This is a genomic window from Sphingomonas sp. So64.6b (genome assembly GCF_014171475.1).
GTDB lineage: Bacteria > Pseudomonadota > Alphaproteobacteria > Sphingomonadales > Sphingomonadaceae > Sphingomonas > Sphingomonas alpina_A.
On record NZ_CP048817.1, the window covers coordinates 1,160,673 to 1,179,831 of the forward strand.

The window sequence follows — 19,159 nt, forward strand, 5'->3', positions numbered from 1 at the left end:
TTGGCTGATACGGATCAAGTCTATCCAGGCAGTTGCGCTTTGGGAAAGCCGGTCCAGACCTGATCATAGTCTTCGTCCAGCGTGCCGGTCTTCAATGCGAAGTCGGTCGCGTGGAAGACCCAGCGGCTTTCGATCATGAACGCCATGGTGCCGTCGATCTTGTGCGGCTTGAGTTCGGCCTCGCTCGCGCCCTTCCAGCTCGCGACATCGGGGCCGTGGCCGCTCATCTGATTATGCAGCGACAGCGCGCCGGGCACGAAGCCGTCGGCCTTGGCGTCATAGGCGCCGTGGATCAGGCCCATCGCCTCGCTCATCACGTTGCGGTGAAACCAGGGCGGACGGAACGTATCTTCGGCGACCATCCAGCGCGGCGGGAAGATGACGAAGTCTGCGTTGGCGGTGCCCGCGACGTCGCTGGGCGAGGTGAGCACGGTGAAGATCGACGGATCGGGATGGTCGAAACTGATGCTGCCGATCGTGTTGAAGCGCGCCAGATCATAGCGCCAGGGCGCGTAATTGCCGTGCCAGGCGACGACGTCGAGCGGTGAGCGGCCAAGCTCTGTGGTCCAGAGTGAGCCGAGGAATTTCTGCACCAGTTCGAATTTGCCTTCGCGATCCTCGAACCACGCGGTGGGGGTTTCGAAGTCGCGTGGGTTGGCGAGACCGTTGGAGCCGATCGGGCCGAGATCGGGCAGGCGGAAAGGTGCCCCATGGTTTTCCGCGATATAGCCGCGCGCCTTGCCGTCGGGGAGTGTCACGCGAAAGCGCACGCCGCGCGGGATCAGTGCGACTTGGCCAGGCGCCACATCGATGCGGCCGAGTTCGGTGAATAAGATGAGCGCGCCCATCTCGGGCAGGATCAGCAATTCGCCATCACCACTGACAAAGGCGCGGTCGATCATGTCCTTCGATGCGGCATAGAGGTGCAGGGCGACGCCGGCCTGAGTCGCCGGACCGTCGCCCGCGACGATCATTGTCGTCAGGCTGTCGAGCCAGTCGGCATCCTCGATCCCGGTCGGCCCCCAGCGCAGACGGTTGGGGGCGAGCGGATCCTTGCTGACACCAGGCGCGAAGCGCTTCGCCCCGGTATAACGAGTAAAGGCGGGGTGTGCGGCGGAGGGGCGCAGACGGTAGAGCCAGGAGCGGCGATTCTCATGGCGTGGTGCGGTGAAGGCGGTGCCGCTGAGTTGTTCGGCATAAAGGCCGAAAGGGGGCCTTTGCGGGGAATTGCGGCCAATGGGCAGGGCGCCGGGGACGGCCTCGGTGGCGAAGTGATTGCCGAAGCCGGTTTGGTATTCAGTCATCGCCGTTCCTTAATTCCCTCTCCCCTTGTGGGAGAGGGAGGGAGCCGCGAAGCGGCGGAAGGGTGAGGGGGAATGTCGCGGGCGTTAACGCACATCACTCCCCCTCATCCGGCCATGCGGGCCACCTTCTCCCACAAGGGGAGAAGGGTTTTAAGCGTCGACTTTCCCCGGCACGACACCGCGGCGGATCTGGTCAAGCTCGATGCTTTCGAACAATGCCTTGAAATTGCCCTCACCGAAACCGTCATTGCCTTTGCGCTGGATGATTTCGAAGAAGATCGGGCCGACCATATTCTCGGTGAAGATCTGCAGCAGCAGACCGCCGCCGGTTTCCGGGGCGCCATCGATCAGGATATCGCGCTTGCGCATTTCCTCGACGTCATGATTGTGGCCGGGCAGGCGCTTGTCGATCAGGTCGAAATAGGTTTGCGGCGCGGTCTGGAACTTGATCCCGTTGGCGCGCAATTTGTCGACCGTGGCGAAGATGTCGTCGGTCGCCAGCGCGAGATGCTGGATGCCTTCGCCCTTATAGTCCTTGATGAATTCCTCGATCTGCGAATGCTCGTCCTGGCTTTCGTTGAGCGGGATGCGGATCTTGTCGTCGGGTGCGGTCATCGCCTTGGAAAACAGGCCGGTCGCCTGACCCTCAATGTCGAAATAGCGGATCTGACGGAAGTTGAAGATCGTCTCGTAATAATTGGCCCAATAATCCATCCGGCCGCGCTGGAGATTGTGCGTCAGATGGTCGAGCGTGTGCAGGCCGACCGCATGATCGTCCGCATTCGTGCCAGGAACGGGCGTGAAATCGGTGTCGTAGATCGTCTCGCCACCATGGCGGTCGACCAGATAGAGGTTCGCGCCGCCAATGCCTTCGATCGCCGGAATGTCGAGCTCGCCAGGACCATGCTCGCCCTTTACCGGACTCGCGCCGCGCTCGATCGCAAGCTTCAGCGCCTGATCCGCATCGGCGACGCGGAACGCCATCGCGTTGGCGGAGGGGCCGTGTGCGTTGCGGAAACCGGCGACCTGGCCGGCTTCGTCCATGTTGAGCAGGAAGTTGATGTCGCCCTGCGCGTAGCGGCGGACATTCTTAGATTTGTGCGTGCCCACATGGGTGAAGCCCATTTTCACGAACAGATCGGCCAGTGCTTCCGGGTTGGGGCTGGTGAATTCGACGAACTCGAAGCCATTCAGGCCCATGGGGTTTTCGGTCGCGGTCATGACGGTATCTCCGTGGCAATCAAATACGGGCAAATGTGGTTACAGATGATACTATATCGGGGTTTGCAGCGCAGGTCCATCGCGATAAGTCATGCTGAACTTGTTTCAGCATCCATGCGCGGCCACTAGCGTCATATATGCGGCGAATTACCGCGCATGGACCCTGAAACAAGTTCAGGGTGACGGATTGGATAAGGCAATGCCGACCCTGCAACTCGACGAATTCCTGCCCTATCGCCTGTCGATCGCTTCGAACCGTGTGTCGTCGGCGATCGCCACCGCATATCAATCGCTGTTCGGGCTCAAGATCCCGGAATGGCGGCTGATCGCGGTGATTGCGGAGGGTGAAGGGATGACGCAGCAGGCGCTTGGCTTCGCCACGCGGATGGACAAGGTGACAGTAAGTCGCGCGGCGATCGCGTTATATGATCGCGGGCTGGTGCAGCGGCGGCCCAATCCGGACGATCAAAGGTCGCATCTGTTGTCGCTGACCCCCGCGGGAAAATCGCTCTACGACAGCGTCGCGCCGAAAGCGCTGGAATTGGAGAAGCAAATCTTTGCCGGGTTTTCCGCACAGGAGATCATCACCTTTCGTGCAATGCTCGACCGGCTTGAAGCCTCAGCCGAAACAGTCGATCCCCAGTAATCACCAATCAGACTTGATGCGCGACCCATCGCTGGCCTAAGCGGCAATGGCTTTCTCCCCGGGCAGTCGCATTCTTCCAAGGAGGCTCAATGCCAAAGATGCTCGATCGTGCCGGCTTGTCGGTTGCCGAACCATTGGTGCGGTTTGTCGAGGGCAGGCTGTTGCTGGGGTTGCAGATCCACGCCAGCGACTGGTGGCGCGGCGTGGCCGATATCTTCGCCGCGCTGACACCCAAGAATCGCGACCTGCTGGCGAAGCGAGAGTCGCTCCAGGCATTGATCGATGCGCGCTATATGGCGGGCGAGCCGGTCGACGAGGCGTTTCTGCGTGGGATCGGTTATCTCGTGCCGGAGCCCGCGCCTTTCACCATCGGCACGACGCATGTCGATGCCGAGGTCGCGACCATGGCGGGGCCACAGCTGGTCGTGCCGATCCTCAACGCGCGCTTCGTGCTTAACGCCGCCAATGCGCGCTGGGGCAGCCTTTATGATGCTTTATACGGCACCGACGCCCTCCCCGGTAGCGCGCGGCCAGGGGGCTATGACGCCGATCGCGGCGCTAATGTGATCGAGCGTGCCAAGGCGTTTCTCGACGAAGCGGTGCCGCTGGCGAACTGGAGTTGGGACAGCGTTGCCTCGCTCAGTGTTGTCGATGGCGTGCTGACCGGGCGGGGATTGCTCACTGGGCAGCTACCGGCGCTCGCCGATCCGTCGGCTTTTGCCGGTTATCGTGGCGATCCGGGCAATCCGACCGCGTTGCTGCTGCGCCACAACGGGCTGCATATCGAAGTGGTGATCGACCGTAATCATCCGATCGGCCGCGATGACCCGGCGGGCATTGCCGATGTCCTGCTTGAATCCGCGCTCACCTCGATCGTCGATCTGGAGGATTCGGTCGCGGCGGTCGATGCCGACGACAAGGTGCTGGCTTATGGCAATTGGCTTGGCCTGATGCGCGGCGACCTGGAGGAGAGTTTCACCAAGGGCGGCCGGAGCGTCACCCGCCGGCTGTCCGATGACCGCGACTATGCCGCTCCCGATGGCGGCAAACTCACCTTGCCGGGCCGTAGCCTGTTGTTCGTGCGCAATGTCGGTCATTTGATGACGACGCCGGCGATCCAGCTCGCCAATGGCAACGAGGCGCCCGAAGGCATTCTTGACGCGATCATGACGAGCACGATTGCGCTCTACGATCTGCGCGGCCTTGGACGATATCGCAACAGCCGCGCGGGGTCGGTCTATATCGTCAAACCGAAAATGCACGGGCCTGAGGAATGCGCCTTCACCGACGCCTTGTTCGATGCGGTCGAGGATTTGCTCAAGCTCGAGCGCTATACGCTCAAGGTCGGGGTGATGGACGAGGAACGCCGCACCTCAGCCAATCTCGCTGCGTGTATCGAGGCGGTGAAGAACCGCATCGTGTTCATCAACACCGGTTTCCTCGATCGTACCGGCGACGAGATGCACACCGCGATGCGCGCCGGGCCGATGATCCCCAAGGCGGAGATGAAGGCAAGCGACTGGATCAAGGCTTATGAGGATCGCAATGTCCGCATCGGCCTGGCGCATGGCCTGAGCGGCAAGGCGCAGATCGGCAAGGGCATGTGGGCGGCGCCCGACCGCATGGCCGACATGATGGCGCAAAAGATCGGCCATCCTTTGTCGGGCGCGAACACCGCCTGGGTGCCGAGCCCGACTGCGGCGACGCTGCATGCGATGCATTACCATCAGGTCGATGTGTTCGCGCGGCAGAAGGAGATTGCAGGCGAGGCTATTCCCGGGCTCGCGCCGTTGCTGACCGTGCCGGTTGCAGCCGGGCGGAACTGGACGCCCGACGAAATCCGCGTCGAGCTCGACAATAATGCGCAGGGGATTCTCGGTTATGTCGTACGTTGGATCGACCAGGGCGTGGGATGTTCCAAGGTGCCCGACATCCATGACATCGGCTTGATGGAGGATCGCGCGACATTGCGGATCAGCTCGCAGCATATCGCCAACTGGCTGCTCCATGGGGTCGCGACGGAAGCGGATGTCGATGCCGCGTTCGCGCGCATGGCAGCTAAGGTCGATGCGCAGAATGCGGACGACGCGCTTTATCGCACGATGTCCGGCAACGAAGCGACGAGCCTTGCCTATCAGGCAGCGCGAGCGCTGGTGTTCGAAGGCGTGAGTCAGCCGAGCGGCTATACCGAACCGCTACTCCACGCCTATCGGGCCAAGGTGAAGGCAAAAGCGGGCGGCTGAAACGGCGCTTTTTCGCAATCGCCGCAATATGTTGGAAACCAAAACGCGAAAAATGCGTTAGGGTAGCGTTGGGGGTGGGACAGCGATCCCCAAAGGGGATCGACGGGTTTTGAACTTGCTGACGTTTTCGCCGGGGTGGCTGGCTTTGAGTGCCGCGCTGTCGGCTCCGCAACAGGTGTCACCCCCTGCAGTGCCGCCGGCTGTCCAGCAGACCGACCCGCAACCGGACGAAACTATCGTCAGTGACCCCGATTTCGAAAAGGCGCTGCCACCGCTCAGCGACGATATCAACGCGCCGCTCGAGGCGATGCCGGCGGCGACGCCGCCTGCTCGGACACTTCCGGATTTGCCGGCGCAAGCACCCGTTGCCGACACCAACACACTCGCGCCGCTCTCGGCCGAGGAACCGGAATTGACCCGGGCGCTGCCGCCGCTGGGTACGTTCGATTCGACTCCGCCGGTCAATATCGCCGACACCGGCGACGACAAGACCGTGGTCATTCGGTACGATACGCAGGTCAACGGCCTCGATGCGCTTGGGCTGACCGGGCAGTTCAATGGGCTGTCGGCGCTGAAAGACGGAGGCGGGAAGGCGGCCAACGCGGCGATGGTTTCCGCGCGGGCGAGGGAAGATGAAGCACTTGCCGTTCGACTGCTGAAGTCGCGCGGTTATTACGACGGCACCGCGATCTCGACGATCGAGAGCGTGCCGAACAGCGGCAACGTCAAGGCGATCATCAGCGCGACGCCGGGCAAGCTTTATTCGCTCGGGTCGATTGCGATCGAGGCAGGGCCAGTGGTGCCGGCCGATCTGCTCACCCGCGAACTCCCCTTGCGCGTCGGCGATCCGATCGAGGCCGATCGTATCCAGGGGGCAGAAGCGAACGTCAGCCTGAAGCTGCCGCAACAGGGCTATCCCTTCGTCACGCTGGGGCAGCGCGACATATTGCTCGACGAAGCAACCTGGACCGGCGCCTACACGTTGCCAGTCGATACGGGACCGCGATCCTCGTTCGGAACTTACACGACCGAGGGCAAGCTCGCTTTCGAGGCCGAGCATGTCGGCGTACTCGCGCGGTTCAAGCCGGGCGAGCTGTATGACAATCGCAAGGTCGACGATTTGCGCGATGCGCTGGTCGCGACCGGGCTGTTCTCGACCGTGTCGGTCGAGCCGGTGCGTACCGGCAAGCCCGGCCCCGACGGCACCGAAGCGGTCGACCTGCTGGTCCGGCAAGAAGCCGGGCCGCCTCGGTCGGTGGCGGCCAGCGCGGGATATTCGACCGGGCAGGGGTTCCGGCTCGAAGGCTCCTTCACGCACCGCGACCTGTGGAAGCCGGAAGGTGCGCTGATCCTGTCGGCGATCGCCGGCACGCAGGAACAGGGATTGGGTGCGACGTTCCGTCGTTCGAACGCGGGCAAGCGCGACCGCACGGTGACGCTGACCGCGTCGGCCAATCACAGCAATTACGATGCGTTCAACGCTTTTACCGGCACGCTGGCGGGACGGATCAGTTATGATTCGACGCCGATCTGGCAAAAGAAGCTCACCTATGCTTACGGCTTCGAGCTGATCGGCACGAATGAGAGCGTGTATGATTTTGCGCGGCTCGAGAAACGGCGCGCGACCTATGGCATCCTGGCCTTGCCGGGGCAGCTGCAGTTCGACACGTCGGATAATCTGCTCAACCCGACCAAAGGGTATCGCCTCAAGCTGAGCCTCAGCCCCGAGACATCCGTGCGCGGCGGCGTGCGGCCTTATGCGCGCATATTGATCGAGGGCAGCATCTATCAGCCGGTGACCGACAGCATCGTATTGGCCGGACGGCTGCGCGCGGGAACGATCCCGGGCATCGACCGCGACGATTTGGCGCCGTCGCGCCGTTATTACGGCGGCGGTGGCGGGTCGGTGCGCGGTTATGGGTATCAACGGCTCGGGCCGTTCGATCCCAACGGCGACCCGGTCGGCGGACGCAGCCTCAACGAATTCTCGCTCGAAGCGCGCTACCGCTTCGGCAATTACGGCATCGTGCCGTTCATCGATGGCGGTAACGCCTATGAAGGCGTCATGCCCAAGGGATCGGATTTGCGGTACGGCGCGGGTATCGGTGGGCGTTTCTACACCAATTTCGGGCCGCTTCGCGTCGATGTCGCGACGCCACTCAACCCCCGTCCGGGTGACGGCAAGGTCGCACTGTATATCTCGATCGGGCAGGCATTCTGATGGCTGACGAAGCCGCAGAAACTGTCATCGTTCGCGGCTCGCTTTGGCAGCGGATCGTCAAATGGATTGCGATTACGCTCGTTGCTCTGATCGTCCTGCTGGGTCTGCTCGTGCTTGGCCTGAACACCAGCCCGGGGCGGCGCTTCATTGCTAACACGCTGGGCAATTACACGCTCGCCTCGGGTCTCAATATCAAGGTCGGTCGGATCGACGGGTCGATCTATGGCGCGATGATCCTGACCGATGTACGCGTGAGCGACGCCAAGGGCGTGTTCCTGACCAGCCCGCGACTCGATGTCGACTGGCGGCCATTTGCCTTCGCGCGCAATCATGTCGATGTGCGGTCGGCGTCGAGCAAGCTGGTCACGCTGCAGCGCAGCCCAGAGCTCAAGCCTGGTGGTGATCCCAATGCGCCATTGCTGCCTGATCTCGACGTGGATATCGGCCGATTGACGATCGACCGGCTCGTGCTGGCCAAGGCGGTCAGCGGCAATCCGCACATCGTCAGCATCGATGGTGTTGCGCATATCGCCGATGCACGGGCGCAACTCACCGCGAACGCGGTCGCGCTCACCGGGCGAGGGATTGCGGGCGGCGACCGGCTTGCGCTCAAACTCGACGCAGTGCCGGCAGAGAACAAGCTCGATCTTGATGCGAAACTGCAGGCACCGGTCGGCGGCGTGGTGGCGAGCATGGCGAAACTCACCGCACCGCTCGATTTCAGCATTGCCGGCGCGGGCAGCTGGAAAGCCTGGACCGGCAAGGCGACTGGCACGCTCGGCGGGCAATCACTCGCCGATCTGGCGCTGCAGGCCAACAACGGCACCTTCAAGATACGCGGCACAGCGCAGCCCGCGCTTTATGTCGCGGGCTCGTCGGCTGAGGCCGCGGCGCAGCCGGGCACCAATGCGAAGCCGGTGCCAACGGCCGACAATCCGATCGCACGGCTGACCGCGCCGATGCTGACCATCGCGCTCGATGCAACGCTGAACCAGCGCCGTGTCGATACGAAACTGACGCTGTCGTCGAATGCGCTTGCCGTGCGAGGGCAGGGGCTGATCGACCTTGCACAGAGCCGCTTCGGCCAGTTCAAGCTCAACGCGCGGCTGCTCACGCCGGGTGCGATCCTGCCCAATCTCAACGGGCGCGATGTGATGGCCGATCTGACGCTCGATGGCGCGTTCGCGACGCCGACGGTCGACTACGCGATCCGTGCGGCGTCGATCGGGTTTGGCGAGACCAGGGTCGATAGCCTGATTGCGACCGGGCTTGCCCGCGTCGATGCCAATCATATCCTGGTGCCGGTCAATGCGCGTGCGCGACGCATCACCGGGCTTAACGCGGCAGCCGGCGGGTTGCTGGACAACGTCGCAATCAACGGCGACCTGGCGATCTCCGGGGCCAGCATCCTGTCCGACAACCTGCGCATCCGCTCGCGCAAGATCGACGCGACCGCGATCATTGCCGCGAACATGGCGACCGGGCGCTATACCGGTGCGCTTAACGGGCGGATCAACGACTATCGCATCGAGAGCATCGGCATCGTCAACCTGACGACCAACGCGAAGCTGGTGACGGTACCGAGCGGTGGCTTCGGCATCACCGGCCGGGTGGTGGCGCGCACCTCGCAGATCTTCAATTCGGGCGCGCGTACTTTCCTCGGCGGCAATGCGGTGGTGCGTGCCGATATCGGTTATGATCCGAACGGCATCATCACCTTCCGCAATCTGCGTCTGAACGCGCCGCAATTCCGCGTGACGAGTGGATCGGGGCGCTATGACCCGTCCGGCGCCTTGCTGGTCAACGCGGACGCTTATTCGACTCAGTATGGCCCCTTGTTCGCGCGTGTCTCGGGTACCGCGACCAAGCCCGTCATGCTGCTCCGTGCGCCACGGCCTGGTGTCGGGATCGGCCTCGCCAATCTTGAGGCGCGGGTGCGCGGCAATGGCGCATCCTATGCGATCGTCGCGACCGGCGGCACGGACTACGGGCCCTTCTCCGCCGATGTGATCGTGCGGCCGGGCAATACGCTCGGCATCGATATCCGTACCGCGCGCTTTGCCGGCATGAACATCAACGGCAAGCTGCAGCAGACCGCAGCCGGCCCGTTCGCGGGTCGTGTACAGTTCGCAGGCTCGGGCATCACCGGCGCGGCGAATTTGGGCGCGGCGGGCAAATATCAGCGCGCCGATATCGCGGCGCGGGCTTATGCGGCGACGATCCCGGGCGCCACCGACTTCACCATCGGTCGCGCGATCGTTGCCGCCAATGTGATCCTGTACGACACGCCATTGGTTAAGGCGGACGTCCAACTTGCAGACCTGCGCTACGGCCCGACCGTGCTATCGTCGGCGCGTGTGAAGATCGACTATCAGAACGGCAGCGGCACGGCGCGCGCCGTCGCGACCGGATCGAACGGCGTCCCTTTCAATATAGCGATCAACTCCCGGCTCAGCCCGAGCTTGTGGCTGGTCGCCGCGCAGGGTCGCGCTAACGGCGTTGGTTTCAAGACCGGTACGCCGGCGCGGATCCAGATCGACAAGGCTGGCACCTATCGTTTGCTGCCGACCCGGATCGATTTCGACAAGGGATCGGCGCGGGTCGCGGGCACTTATGGCAAGGAGCTGACGGTTCAATCGCGGCTCGATGCGCTTGACCTGTCGGTGGTCAATGCGCTGATCCCCAATCTTGGGATCGGCGGAACCGCGACGGGCAGCCTCGATTTCATTCAACCGACATCATCGTCGTTCCCTCAGGCCGATCTGCGCGCGACGATCAAGAATTTCACTCGCTCCAGCCTCGCTGCGGTATCCGAGCCGGTCGATATCGTCATGGCGGGGCATCTGGTGCCCCAGGGCGGCGATTTCCGCGCGCTGATCAAGCGCGGGCCGTCGACGGTCGGCCGGATGGTCGCAACGCTCAATCCATTGCCGCCGGGCAGCGGCACCTGGATCACGCGGCTGCTTGCCGCGCCGCTCGGCGGAGGCATCCGCTACAATGGGCCGGCAGGGGTGCTGTTCTCGCTCGCCGCGCAGCCCGACCAGCAGCTTTCTGGCCCGATTGCGGTTGCCGCCGACTTCTCGGGTCGCGTCCAGTCGCCCAGCCTCAACGGGCTGATCCGAGCCGACAAGCTGACCTATGAGAATGAGACGTACGGCACGCGGCTGTCGAACATGAAGATCGCCGGGCGTTTCACGAACACGCGGCTCGACATCACTCAGCTTCAGGCGACCGCGGGGGACGGAACGGTGTCGGCACAGGGCAGCATCGGTTTCGCCTCCGATGAGGGCTTCCCGATCGACATCCGTGCCAAGCTCAACAATGCGCGGCTGGCACGCAGTGATGCGCTCGGCGCAATCGCGACGGGCGATATCGCGCTGACCAACAGCAAGGCCAATGGCGGCATGATTCGCGGCACGCTGGTCATTCCCGAAGCGCGCTACGAGATCATTCGCCAAGGTCAGGCCGATGTTGCCGAACTCACCGGCGTGCGTCGCAAGAGCGACCTTGTACGGCGACCGACCGATCGCCCGGCGGCGGCACGTGTCGGCTTGTTCAAGCTCGACCTGCGTATTCGTGGTGACAACCGGTTGTTCGTATCGGGCATGGGGCTGGAGTCGGAATGGCGCATGGACCTGCGCGTCGGCGGCACTTCGGCCGCACCGACCGTGTCGGGCCTGGCGAAGGTGGTGCGGGGCACTTATTCCTTTGCCGGCAAGCGCTTCGATCTCGATACCGGCACGATCACCTTTGCAGGTGGGGCGCTGGCTGACCCGCAGATCGCGATCACCGCGAGTACGACGACCAATGGTATCACCGTTTCGATCAATATCTCGGGTACCGGACAGAATCCGCGCATTGCCTTTACGTCGACGCCGTCGCTGCCGCAGGACGAGGTGCTTAGCCGGTTGCTGTTCGGCAGCTCAGTGACCAATTTGTCGGCCACCGAGGCGATCCAGCTTGCCGCGGCGCTCAATTCGCTGCGCGGGTCGGGCGGAGGCCTCAATCCGCTCGGCAAACTGCGTTCGGCGACTGGGATCGACCGTCTGCGCATTCTCGGTGCGGATGAGGCAAGCGGGCGCGGTACGGCATTGGCGGCGGGGCAATATATCTCCGACGATATCTATATCGAAATCATCACCGACGCGCGGGGCTTCACCGCGACTCAATTGCAGGTCGCGCTGACCAAGAGCTTGAGCGTGCTGTCGCAGGCCGGGTCGTTCGGTGGATCCAATGTCAGCATCAAATATTCGAAGGATTTTTGATCGGCTAACACGCGCCCGATAAACTCAGTCCTTTTCTGCAACCGAAAAATCGAATATCGGGTATCGTGGAGGATGCGATGACAGCAGAACATTTCGACGTGATCGTGGTCGGTGCCGGAATTTCGGGTATTGGCGCGGGCTATCACCTGCAGACGCTGAGTCCCGATCGCAGCTATGTGATTCTCGAAGGCCGGGCGCAACTTGGCGGGACCTGGGACCTGTTTCGCTATCCCGGCATCCGATCCGATTCCGACATGTATACGCTGGGATATTCCTTCCGGCCCTGGACCGAGGCGAAAGCGATCGCGGACGGGCCGTCGATCCTGAAATATGTCAACGACACCGCACACGACAATGGCATTGATCGGCACATCCGTTATCGCCACCACGTGAAAACGGCGGCCTGGTCGACCGAGGATGCACGCTGGACGGTTGAATCAGACGGGCCCGACGGGCCGGTCGTCATCACCTGCAATTTCCTCTTCATGTGCAGCGGCTATTATAACTATGCCAAGGGCCATACGCCCGACTTCTCCGGCGCCGAAACATTTGGCGGCCGCATCGTCCATCCGCAGCATTGGCCGCAGGATCTCGATTATTCGGGAAAGAAGGTGGTCGTGATCGGCAGTGGCGCGACCGCGGTGACACTCGTGCCCGAAATGGCCAAGCGCGCCGCGCATGTCACCATGTTGCAGCGATCGCCGACCTATGTCGTATCAAGGCCGTCTGAGGACGGGGTTGCCAACTGGTTGCGCAGCAAGCTGCCGGCCAAGACCGCCTATGGCATCACACGATGGAAGAATGTGTTGTTCGGCATGTTTTTCTTCCGGCTGGCGCGGCGTAAACCGGAAAAGGTCAAGGAACGCATCATCGGCATGGTGCGTGACCATCTTGGACCGGACTATGATGTCGCGACGCATTTCACCCCGCGCTACAATCCATGGGATCAGCGGCTTTGCCTGGTGCCCGATGCCGATTTGTTCGAATCGCTGAAGGCAGGCACTTCGTCGATCGTCACCGATCGGATCGCAGCGTTCACGCCCGGCGGGATCGCGCTGGAATCGGGCGCGGAGCTTGCCGCCGATGTCATCGTGACCGCGACGGGCCTGGAATTGCAATTGCTGAGCGACGTCGCGTTCAGCGTCGACGGCGCGCCGGTCGATTTATCAAAGACCTATAATTACAAAGGCATGATGTATAGCGACGTGCCCAATATGGCCTCGTCGTTCGGCTACACCAACGCATCATGGACGCTGAAGGCCGACCTGACCTGTGGGTATGTCTGCCGGTTGCTCAATACGATGAAAAAGCGCGGCCTGCGCCAAGCGACGCCGCGCATCGCCAGCGAGGAATTGCAACCGGAGCCGTTTCTCGATTTCAGTTCTGGTTATGTCACGCGGGCGATGGAAAAGTTTCCCAAACAAGGTCACCGCAAACCGTGGAAGCTCTACCAGAACTATGCGCTGGACATCATCACACTGCGGTACGGATCAGTCGATTCCGAAATGGAATTCTCCAATCCTGTTCCGGCAAAAGGTATCGCGGTCGACAAGCGCGAAACCGTCCCCGCCTGAGCCAACGCGCCTTGCCGGTCGGAGGGCGGCCCCCTAGGCTCAGGGCATGACTCCAGCTGAGATCAATACCGCCGCAACCGATCATCTTGCCCGGTTGATCGCGTTCGACACCACGTCACGCGATTCGAACCTGGCGCTGATCGAGTATATCGAGGGATATCTGGGCGGCCTTGGCGTCTTGTCGCGCCGCATTGCCAATCCCGAGGGTAGCAAGGCCAACCTCTATGCGACACTGGGACCGTCGGTCGCCGGGGGAGTCATCCTGTCGGGCCATACGGATGTCGTGCCGGTCGATGGTCAGCTCTGGAGCAGCGATCCATTCACACTGACGCGCCGTGGTGACCGATTATACGGGCGCGGCGCGTGCGATATGAAGGGTTTCCTGGCGCTCGCGCTGGCGACCGCGCCCGATTTCGCGAGCGCCGGCAACGCGCGGCCAGTTCATTTCGCCTTTTCCTATGACGAGGAAGTCGGTTGCCTTGGTGCGCCATCGATGATCCACGAGCTGGTGACCGAGTTGCCGTCGCCGGCTGCCGTGATCGTCGGCGAGCCGACCAATATGGAGGTGGTGAGCGGCCATAAGGGCATTTCCAGCTGGCGCATCACGGTTACCGGACATGAGGCACATTCAAGTCTGACGCATCTGGGCATCTCGGCGAACATGGTCGCGGTCGCGCTGATGAACCAGCTTGCCGGAATTGCCGCCGCGCTGGAGCATCATGCAGACCCGGCGTCGCTCTATTGTCCGGGTCACGCGACCTTGACGATCGGCCAGATCAATGGCGGTACAGCGGTTAACATTCTCGCCCGCGAATGCGTTTTCGTCTTCGATTTGCGCGTCCAGCCGGGCCAGGACACCGACGCGATCATCGCGCCGTTCCTGGCCGAATGCGCACGACAGGATGTCCTGATGCGGGCAAGGTTCGAAGGCGCGGGAGTTGAGGTTGTTCGGCGATCGACCACACCGTCTTTCGCACCCGAACCGGATGGTGAAGCCGAACGACTCACCCGGCGCCTCGCTGGCGACAACGGCCCGGCGCGAGTGGTGTCTTATGCGGCGGAAGCGGGCCAATTTCAGCAGGCAGGATACTCGGTTGTGATCTGCGGACCAGGGTCGATCGAGCAGGCGCACCAGCCGGACGAGTATCTTGAAATCGCACAATTGGAGCGTGGCGCCGCGTTCATGGCACGGCTGTGCGAGGCCATCCGCTGCTAAAATTCGTGAGTATAGATAATTAATATCAGAGCTAAACTGGATCCAGTTTGGCGCGATCAAATACGTAAATTACGTAAGTCCGAATCGGAAACACGCCTGATCGCCTGCCTGTCATACAGGCAGGAGCGAGGCGGGCCGATCATTATATCGCAATGCAAAAGTATCGATCCGACCCTTGGCTAAGCTGTTGTTAAGGCAGCTCGTTTTGCCAGGTATCGGACCGATCGACTGGTTTTACCAGGGGCGAATGTGCTCGCCGTAAACCAGCGCAAGAATGAACTTGAGCATACGCTTTCTCCCTATTTGCACTCAGTTGAGTACTTGTGATTGTTAATGGTTTTTTAACGATAAAGCAATCGGATTCCCGGGCTTTTCGGGGCTTCGACGCCCGGTTTAAGAGTTCCTTCAGCGTCGCATGCTAGGCCGGTGAAGATGGCGCGCACTCACAGAGATTCGGGAACAGGTCCGTTTGCCGCGCGCCGCGTATCGCCGCAGCTCGTGCCGACGATATTGCCGAGAGAATTGAATGGGGTGACGGAGTTGAATGGGCGAGTCACACCCAGCGCCGATATGCAAAACGGGATCGATAGCTTCCGTGCCGCGCGAGCATTGCCGACCCTGTTGGGCGATCAATTGCCCGATGGATTCGTCCCAATTCGGGTCAAGGCGTGGCAATTCCTTTGCCTGGCGAGAATTGCCAATTTTGCCGCGTTACGTCGCCATCTCGGCCGGACGCGTGCCGACCGGCTCTCGCACGACGCGTACGAAAAGATCGCTGCGATGCTGCCTTCGGCGCGGGTCGTGGTCGTCGGCCGGACGACGATCGAGTTCGGCTTCGAAGGCGAGACGATTGCGGATCTCGAAACAACGCTGGATCGTCTGCGCGAGGAGTTTTCTGCGCCGGTCGATATCGATGGTGAGTATCACGAGTTCCGCACGTTGTTCGGCGCGGCTGCCGCGCCGGTCGGCGCGACTGAGGAGGTGCGGCTTGCCGAAGAAGCCGAGAGTGCGCTCGACCAGGCGCATGTCGAGCAGCAGAGTGTGGTGCGCGACCTGTCGATGGGAACACCCGCATTCGACCGGTTGACGCTGACCCGCGAACTCGGCGCGGCGATCGCCAATGGCGAAATGTTCCTGCAATATCAACCCAAGGTCCATGTCCGCCGCCAGGAGATCGCCAGTGCAGAGGCGCTGGTACGCTGGCAGCATCCATCGCGCGGCCTGGTCCTGCCCGGCGACTTCATCTCGCTCGCCGAGGAAATCGGCGAGATCGGACCGCTGACGCTGTGGACGCTCGACAAGGTGATCGAGGATCAGCGCACGATCGCCGCGGACGGCAACGACCTGACCATTTTCATCAATATCTCGGGGCAGCTGCTCGCCGATGCCGCGTTCGTCGCGACCGCCTGTGCCAAGGTTTGCGACAATGCCGCCAGGATCGGTTTCGAGATCACCGAAACCTCGGTCATCGGCGATCCGCAAAGCGCGATAGCCAATCTCCAGAAATTCGCCGATGTCGGCATCGCCATTGCGATCGACGATTATGGCGCAGGCTTGTCGTCGCTCGCCTATCTCAAGCAATTGCCCGCACGTGAGTTGAAGATCGACAAGATGTTCGTGCTGCAATTGACCAGCAGCAACCGCGATCCGTTGATCGTGCGCTCGACCATCGACCTTGCCCATGCACTGGAGATGGAGGTCACCGCCGAAGGCGTCGAGACGCAGGCGGCGATGGCGTTGTTGACGGTGATGGGCTGCGACATGGTGCAGGGCTATCTGATCAGTCGCCCAATCTCGATCGACGCGTTCCGCCAATTCTTGCGCGATGACAAGCTTCGCCCGGAACAGGATAGCGCGCCATCGATGTTCAAACGGCCCGCAAGTTTCTGGAAGAGCGGATAAACCGAATCGGCGCTTCCTTAGCGCGGATTTAAGACATTCGGACCAGAAGCGTAACGAGATGGCAGGCACCAAACTTCACGCGTTTTTGCGGAATCTGCTAACGGCGGCGGCATTGGCCGGGGCTGTCGCGCCTTTTAATGTTGCGGCCCAGCCAGTCGCGATCGACGCAGCAGCAGCAGCAAAGGCAAATGCACTTTTCGATGTGCAGATCGCTGCGGCGAAGGCGATGATGCTCAGCGACCCGGCCAAAACGATCGGGCAGGCTAAGCAGGCCGAGGTTGCCGCGCTGCAGCTTTCGGGCGACCAAAGAGTGATAGGTTTGGCAACCGCTCGGTGGTTGCAGGGTGAGGCCTATCTCCGGCTTAACGATGTCGAGCATGCACAGCCGCTGATCGATGAAGCCTTGGCGGCGCTGAAAGCGCAGGGCAAACCGACCAAATTGATGGGCGATGTTCTGTTGTCCAGCGGCGGCCTTCATACCGCAACGGTCAAGGTGGCCGCAGCCCTTGCCGACTATCAACTAGCCTACAAGATTTTCACGAAATGCGGTGAAACGCGCAGCCGGGCGGTCGCGCTGGTCAGTATCGCAATGCTCTATCTGGACGCCAAAGACTATGAGAATGCGCTAAAATATCACGCCCAGGCGCTGGATATCTATCGCGGCGACCCCTCTTTGTTGACGTCGATCTATAATAATAATGGCGAGACGCTGAAGGAGATGAAGCGTTTCGACGAAGCTGATGTGCAGCTTCGCAAGGCGCTTGAGCTTGCTCGTGCCATGCACAGCAGCGCGCTCGAAGCACAGATACTGCGCAACCTTGCGCGCAGCCAGTTGATGGCGGGCAAATCCGAAGAGGCGGATAGAACGATCCGGCAGGGCTGGAAGCTGGTCGATCCGCGTGATGCAGCGACCAATTCCGTATTTGCCGCCGTTGCGGCACAAGCGGCGCTGCAACTGGGCCGATTGGCCGAGGCGGAATCGTTGATCAGACGTAGCTTTGCCGGTGTGGATCCAGCGACCACGACTTTGCAATACCGTGTCAGTCATCAGACCGCGTACGAGATATTCCGGCGGCTGGGCCGGACGAGCGATGCGTTGGTTCACCTCGAAGCGCTGAGACGGCTCGACGATCAGGCCACCAGCCTGGCGACATCGACCAATACCGCGCTGATGGCGGCGCGGTTCGACTTCGCCAATCAGGAACTGCATATCGCCAAGCTAAAGGCCGATGAGTTGCGGCGTAGCGTGGACTTCGAGCATGCTCGCGCGCAGACGCAGCGGTTCATCTTCATCGGTACGGCAGGCGTCACGCTGATCATCCTATCGATGCTCGCTTACGGCATCGTCACCTTGCGGCGCAGCCGTAACCAGGTGCGGGCCGCAAATATCGACCTCGCCGCGACCAACAGCGCGTTGGGCAAGGCGTTGGCCGCCAAGACCGAATTCCTGGCAACGACCAGCCATGAAATCCGCACGCCGCTGAACGGTATTCTCGGCATGACTCAGGTGATGCTCGCCGATCGTAGCCTGAACGATCCGACACGTGACAGGATCGGCGTGGTGCACAGCGCCGGCGTTACGATGCGTGCACTGGTCGACGACATTCTCGACGTCGCCAAGATGGAAACCGGCAACATGACGATCGAGCATGTGCCGTTCGACCTGAAGGCGACGATGCGCGATGTGACACGGTTGTGGGAGGAACAGGCGAAAGGCAAAGGCATAGACTTTGTCCTCGATCTCGAAAGCGCCCCCGACTGGATCGCGGGCGATGCGGCGCGCTTGCGCCAGATCGTCTTCAACCTGCTGTCGAACGCGGTCAAATTCACCGCCGCCGGTTCGGTGACCGTGCGCGCGTCGGGCGCCGGCGACGCTCTTGCGATCACCGTCAGCGACACCGGAATCGGCATTCCGGCCGACAAATATGAGCTGATCTTCGAATCCTTCCGTCAGGTCGATGCGGGTACGACGCGCAAGTTCGGTGGCACCGGTCTTGGCCTCACGATCTGCCGCAATCTCGCACGGGCGATGGACGGCGATGTGCGGGTCGAGAGCACACCCGGTGCCGGATCTTCCTTCACGATCGAATTACCGTTGGTGCTGACGGACGCGCCCGAAACGCTGGTACCGGCAGCCGATGAAAAGGGTGCATTGCTGATCCTCGACCGTAACCCGATCACACGCAGCATGTTGCGCGCGATGCTTGAGGCACGCGCGGGCATGGTGGTGTTCGCCGGTTCGGTCGAGGAGGCGGTGGAGCGGTTGGGGCTGGGTGGGGTGGATCAAGTGCTGATCGACGACGCGACGATCAAGGCAACCGGCAATATCGATGCTGCGCTCGTGGCGATCGTAGAGGCTGCGACCGAAGCACGGACCACCCTGTTATGGGCCGCGCCCGACGACGCGCGGCGCGAGGCTGTGCTGGCAACCGGCATAAACGCATTGGTCGCCAAACCGATCGCGGGTGCGGCATTGTCAGACATATTATATCCTATAGATGGCTCCAGATCGGATGCACTTGTGTCACGTGCCGCATAGGGTGATAGAGTTAGAAACGAGATGTCCC

10 protein-coding genes are annotated in these 19,159 nt (G+C 61.9%); 8 read left to right on the top strand and 2 right to left on the bottom strand.

Annotated features, from left to right (window positions below; genetic code table 11):
• Positions 1–20 precede the first annotated feature (20 nt).
• Both hmgA and hppD read right to left on the bottom strand, forming a co-directional pair.
• Positions 21–1,304, bottom strand: coding sequence for a homogentisate 1,2-dioxygenase (gene hmgA, locus G4G27_RS05530; protein WP_183112422.1), 1,284 nt, complete (start codon positions 1,302–1,304; stop codon positions 21–23).
• A 150-nt stretch (positions 1,305–1,454) separates the two neighbouring features.
• Positions 1,455–2,525 carry a 4-hydroxyphenylpyruvate dioxygenase gene (gene hppD, locus G4G27_RS05535; RefSeq protein ID WP_183112423.1) on the bottom strand — a complete coding sequence of 357 codons (1,071 nt, stop codon included), beginning with the start codon at positions 2,523–2,525 and terminating at the stop codon, positions 1,455–1,457.
• 199 nt (positions 2,526–2,724) lie between these two features.
• Here hppD and G4G27_RS05540 point away from each other — a divergent pair, with 199 nt between their 5' ends.
• From G4G27_RS05540 to G4G27_RS05575, 8 genes are all read left to right on the top strand, one after another.
• Positions 2,725–3,171 carry a MarR family winged helix-turn-helix transcriptional regulator gene (locus G4G27_RS05540; RefSeq protein ID WP_183112424.1) on the top strand — a complete coding sequence of 149 codons (447 nt, stop codon included), beginning with the start codon at positions 2,725–2,727 and terminating at the stop codon, positions 3,169–3,171.
• Between the two features lie 89 nt (positions 3,172–3,260).
• Complete coding sequence (locus G4G27_RS05545) at positions 3,261–5,414, top strand: malate synthase G (RefSeq protein WP_244624567.1); 2,154 nt, start codon at positions 3,261–3,263, stop codon at positions 5,412–5,414.
• A 118-nt stretch (positions 5,415–5,532) separates the two neighbouring features.
• A complete protein-coding gene (locus G4G27_RS05550; RefSeq protein WP_183113630.1) occupies positions 5,533–7,635 on the top strand; it encodes a BamA/TamA family outer membrane protein in 2,103 nt (700 codons plus the stop codon).
• Entirely contained in the window at positions 7,635–11,900 is a 4,266-nt protein-coding gene (locus G4G27_RS05555) for a translocation/assembly module TamB domain-containing protein (RefSeq protein ID WP_183112425.1), read from the top strand. Before G4G27_RS05550 ends, G4G27_RS05555 begins: the two co-directional genes overlap by 1 nt.
• A 77-nt stretch (positions 11,901–11,977) precedes the next feature.
• Positions 11,978–13,474 carry an NAD(P)/FAD-dependent oxidoreductase gene (locus G4G27_RS05560; RefSeq protein ID WP_183112426.1) on the top strand — a complete coding sequence of 499 codons (1,497 nt, stop codon included), beginning with the start codon at positions 11,978–11,980 and terminating at the stop codon, positions 13,472–13,474.
• 46 nt (positions 13,475–13,520) lie between these two features.
• On the top strand, positions 13,521–14,690 hold the full coding sequence (gene argE / locus G4G27_RS05565) for an acetylornithine deacetylase (protein WP_183112427.1): 1,170 nt from the start codon (positions 13,521–13,523) through the stop codon (positions 14,688–14,690).
• Between the two features lie 531 nt (positions 14,691–15,221).
• Positions 15,222–16,592 (top strand): EAL domain-containing protein, encoded by a 1,371-nt coding sequence (locus G4G27_RS05570; protein WP_244624568.1) that lies wholly within the window; start codon positions 15,222–15,224, stop codon positions 16,590–16,592.
• A gap of 58 nt (positions 16,593–16,650) precedes the next feature.
• Entirely contained in the window at positions 16,651–19,131 is a 2,481-nt protein-coding gene (locus G4G27_RS05575) for an ATP-binding protein (RefSeq protein ID WP_244624569.1), read from the top strand.
• Positions 19,132–19,159 lie beyond the last annotated feature (28 nt).

Bases quoted from the DNA above. Each gene is read 5' to 3' on its own strand.
- hmgA (WP_183112422.1), bottom strand. From the start codon at position 1,304: ATGACTGAATACCAAACCGGCTTCGGCAATCACTTCGCCACCGAGGCC.
- hppD (WP_183112423.1), bottom strand. From the start codon at position 2,525: ATGACCGCGACCGAAAACCCCATGGGCCTGAATGGCTTCGAGTTCGTC.
- G4G27_RS05540 (WP_183112424.1), top strand. From the start codon at position 2,725: ATGCCGACCCTGCAACTCGACGAATTCCTGCCCTATCGCCTGTCGATC.
- G4G27_RS05545 (WP_244624567.1), top strand. From the start codon at position 3,261: ATGCCAAAGATGCTCGATCGTGCCGGCTTGTCGGTTGCCGAACCATTG.
- G4G27_RS05555 (WP_183112425.1), top strand. From the start codon at position 7,635: ATGGCTGACGAAGCCGCAGAAACTGTCATCGTTCGCGGCTCGCTTTGG.
- G4G27_RS05560 (WP_183112426.1), top strand. From the start codon at position 11,978: ATGACAGCAGAACATTTCGACGTGATCGTGGTCGGTGCCGGAATTTCG.
- argE (WP_183112427.1), top strand. From the start codon at position 13,521: ATGACTCCAGCTGAGATCAATACCGCCGCAACCGATCATCTTGCCCGG.
- G4G27_RS05575 (WP_244624569.1), top strand. From the start codon at position 16,651: ATGGCAGGCACCAAACTTCACGCGTTTTTGCGGAATCTGCTAACGGCG.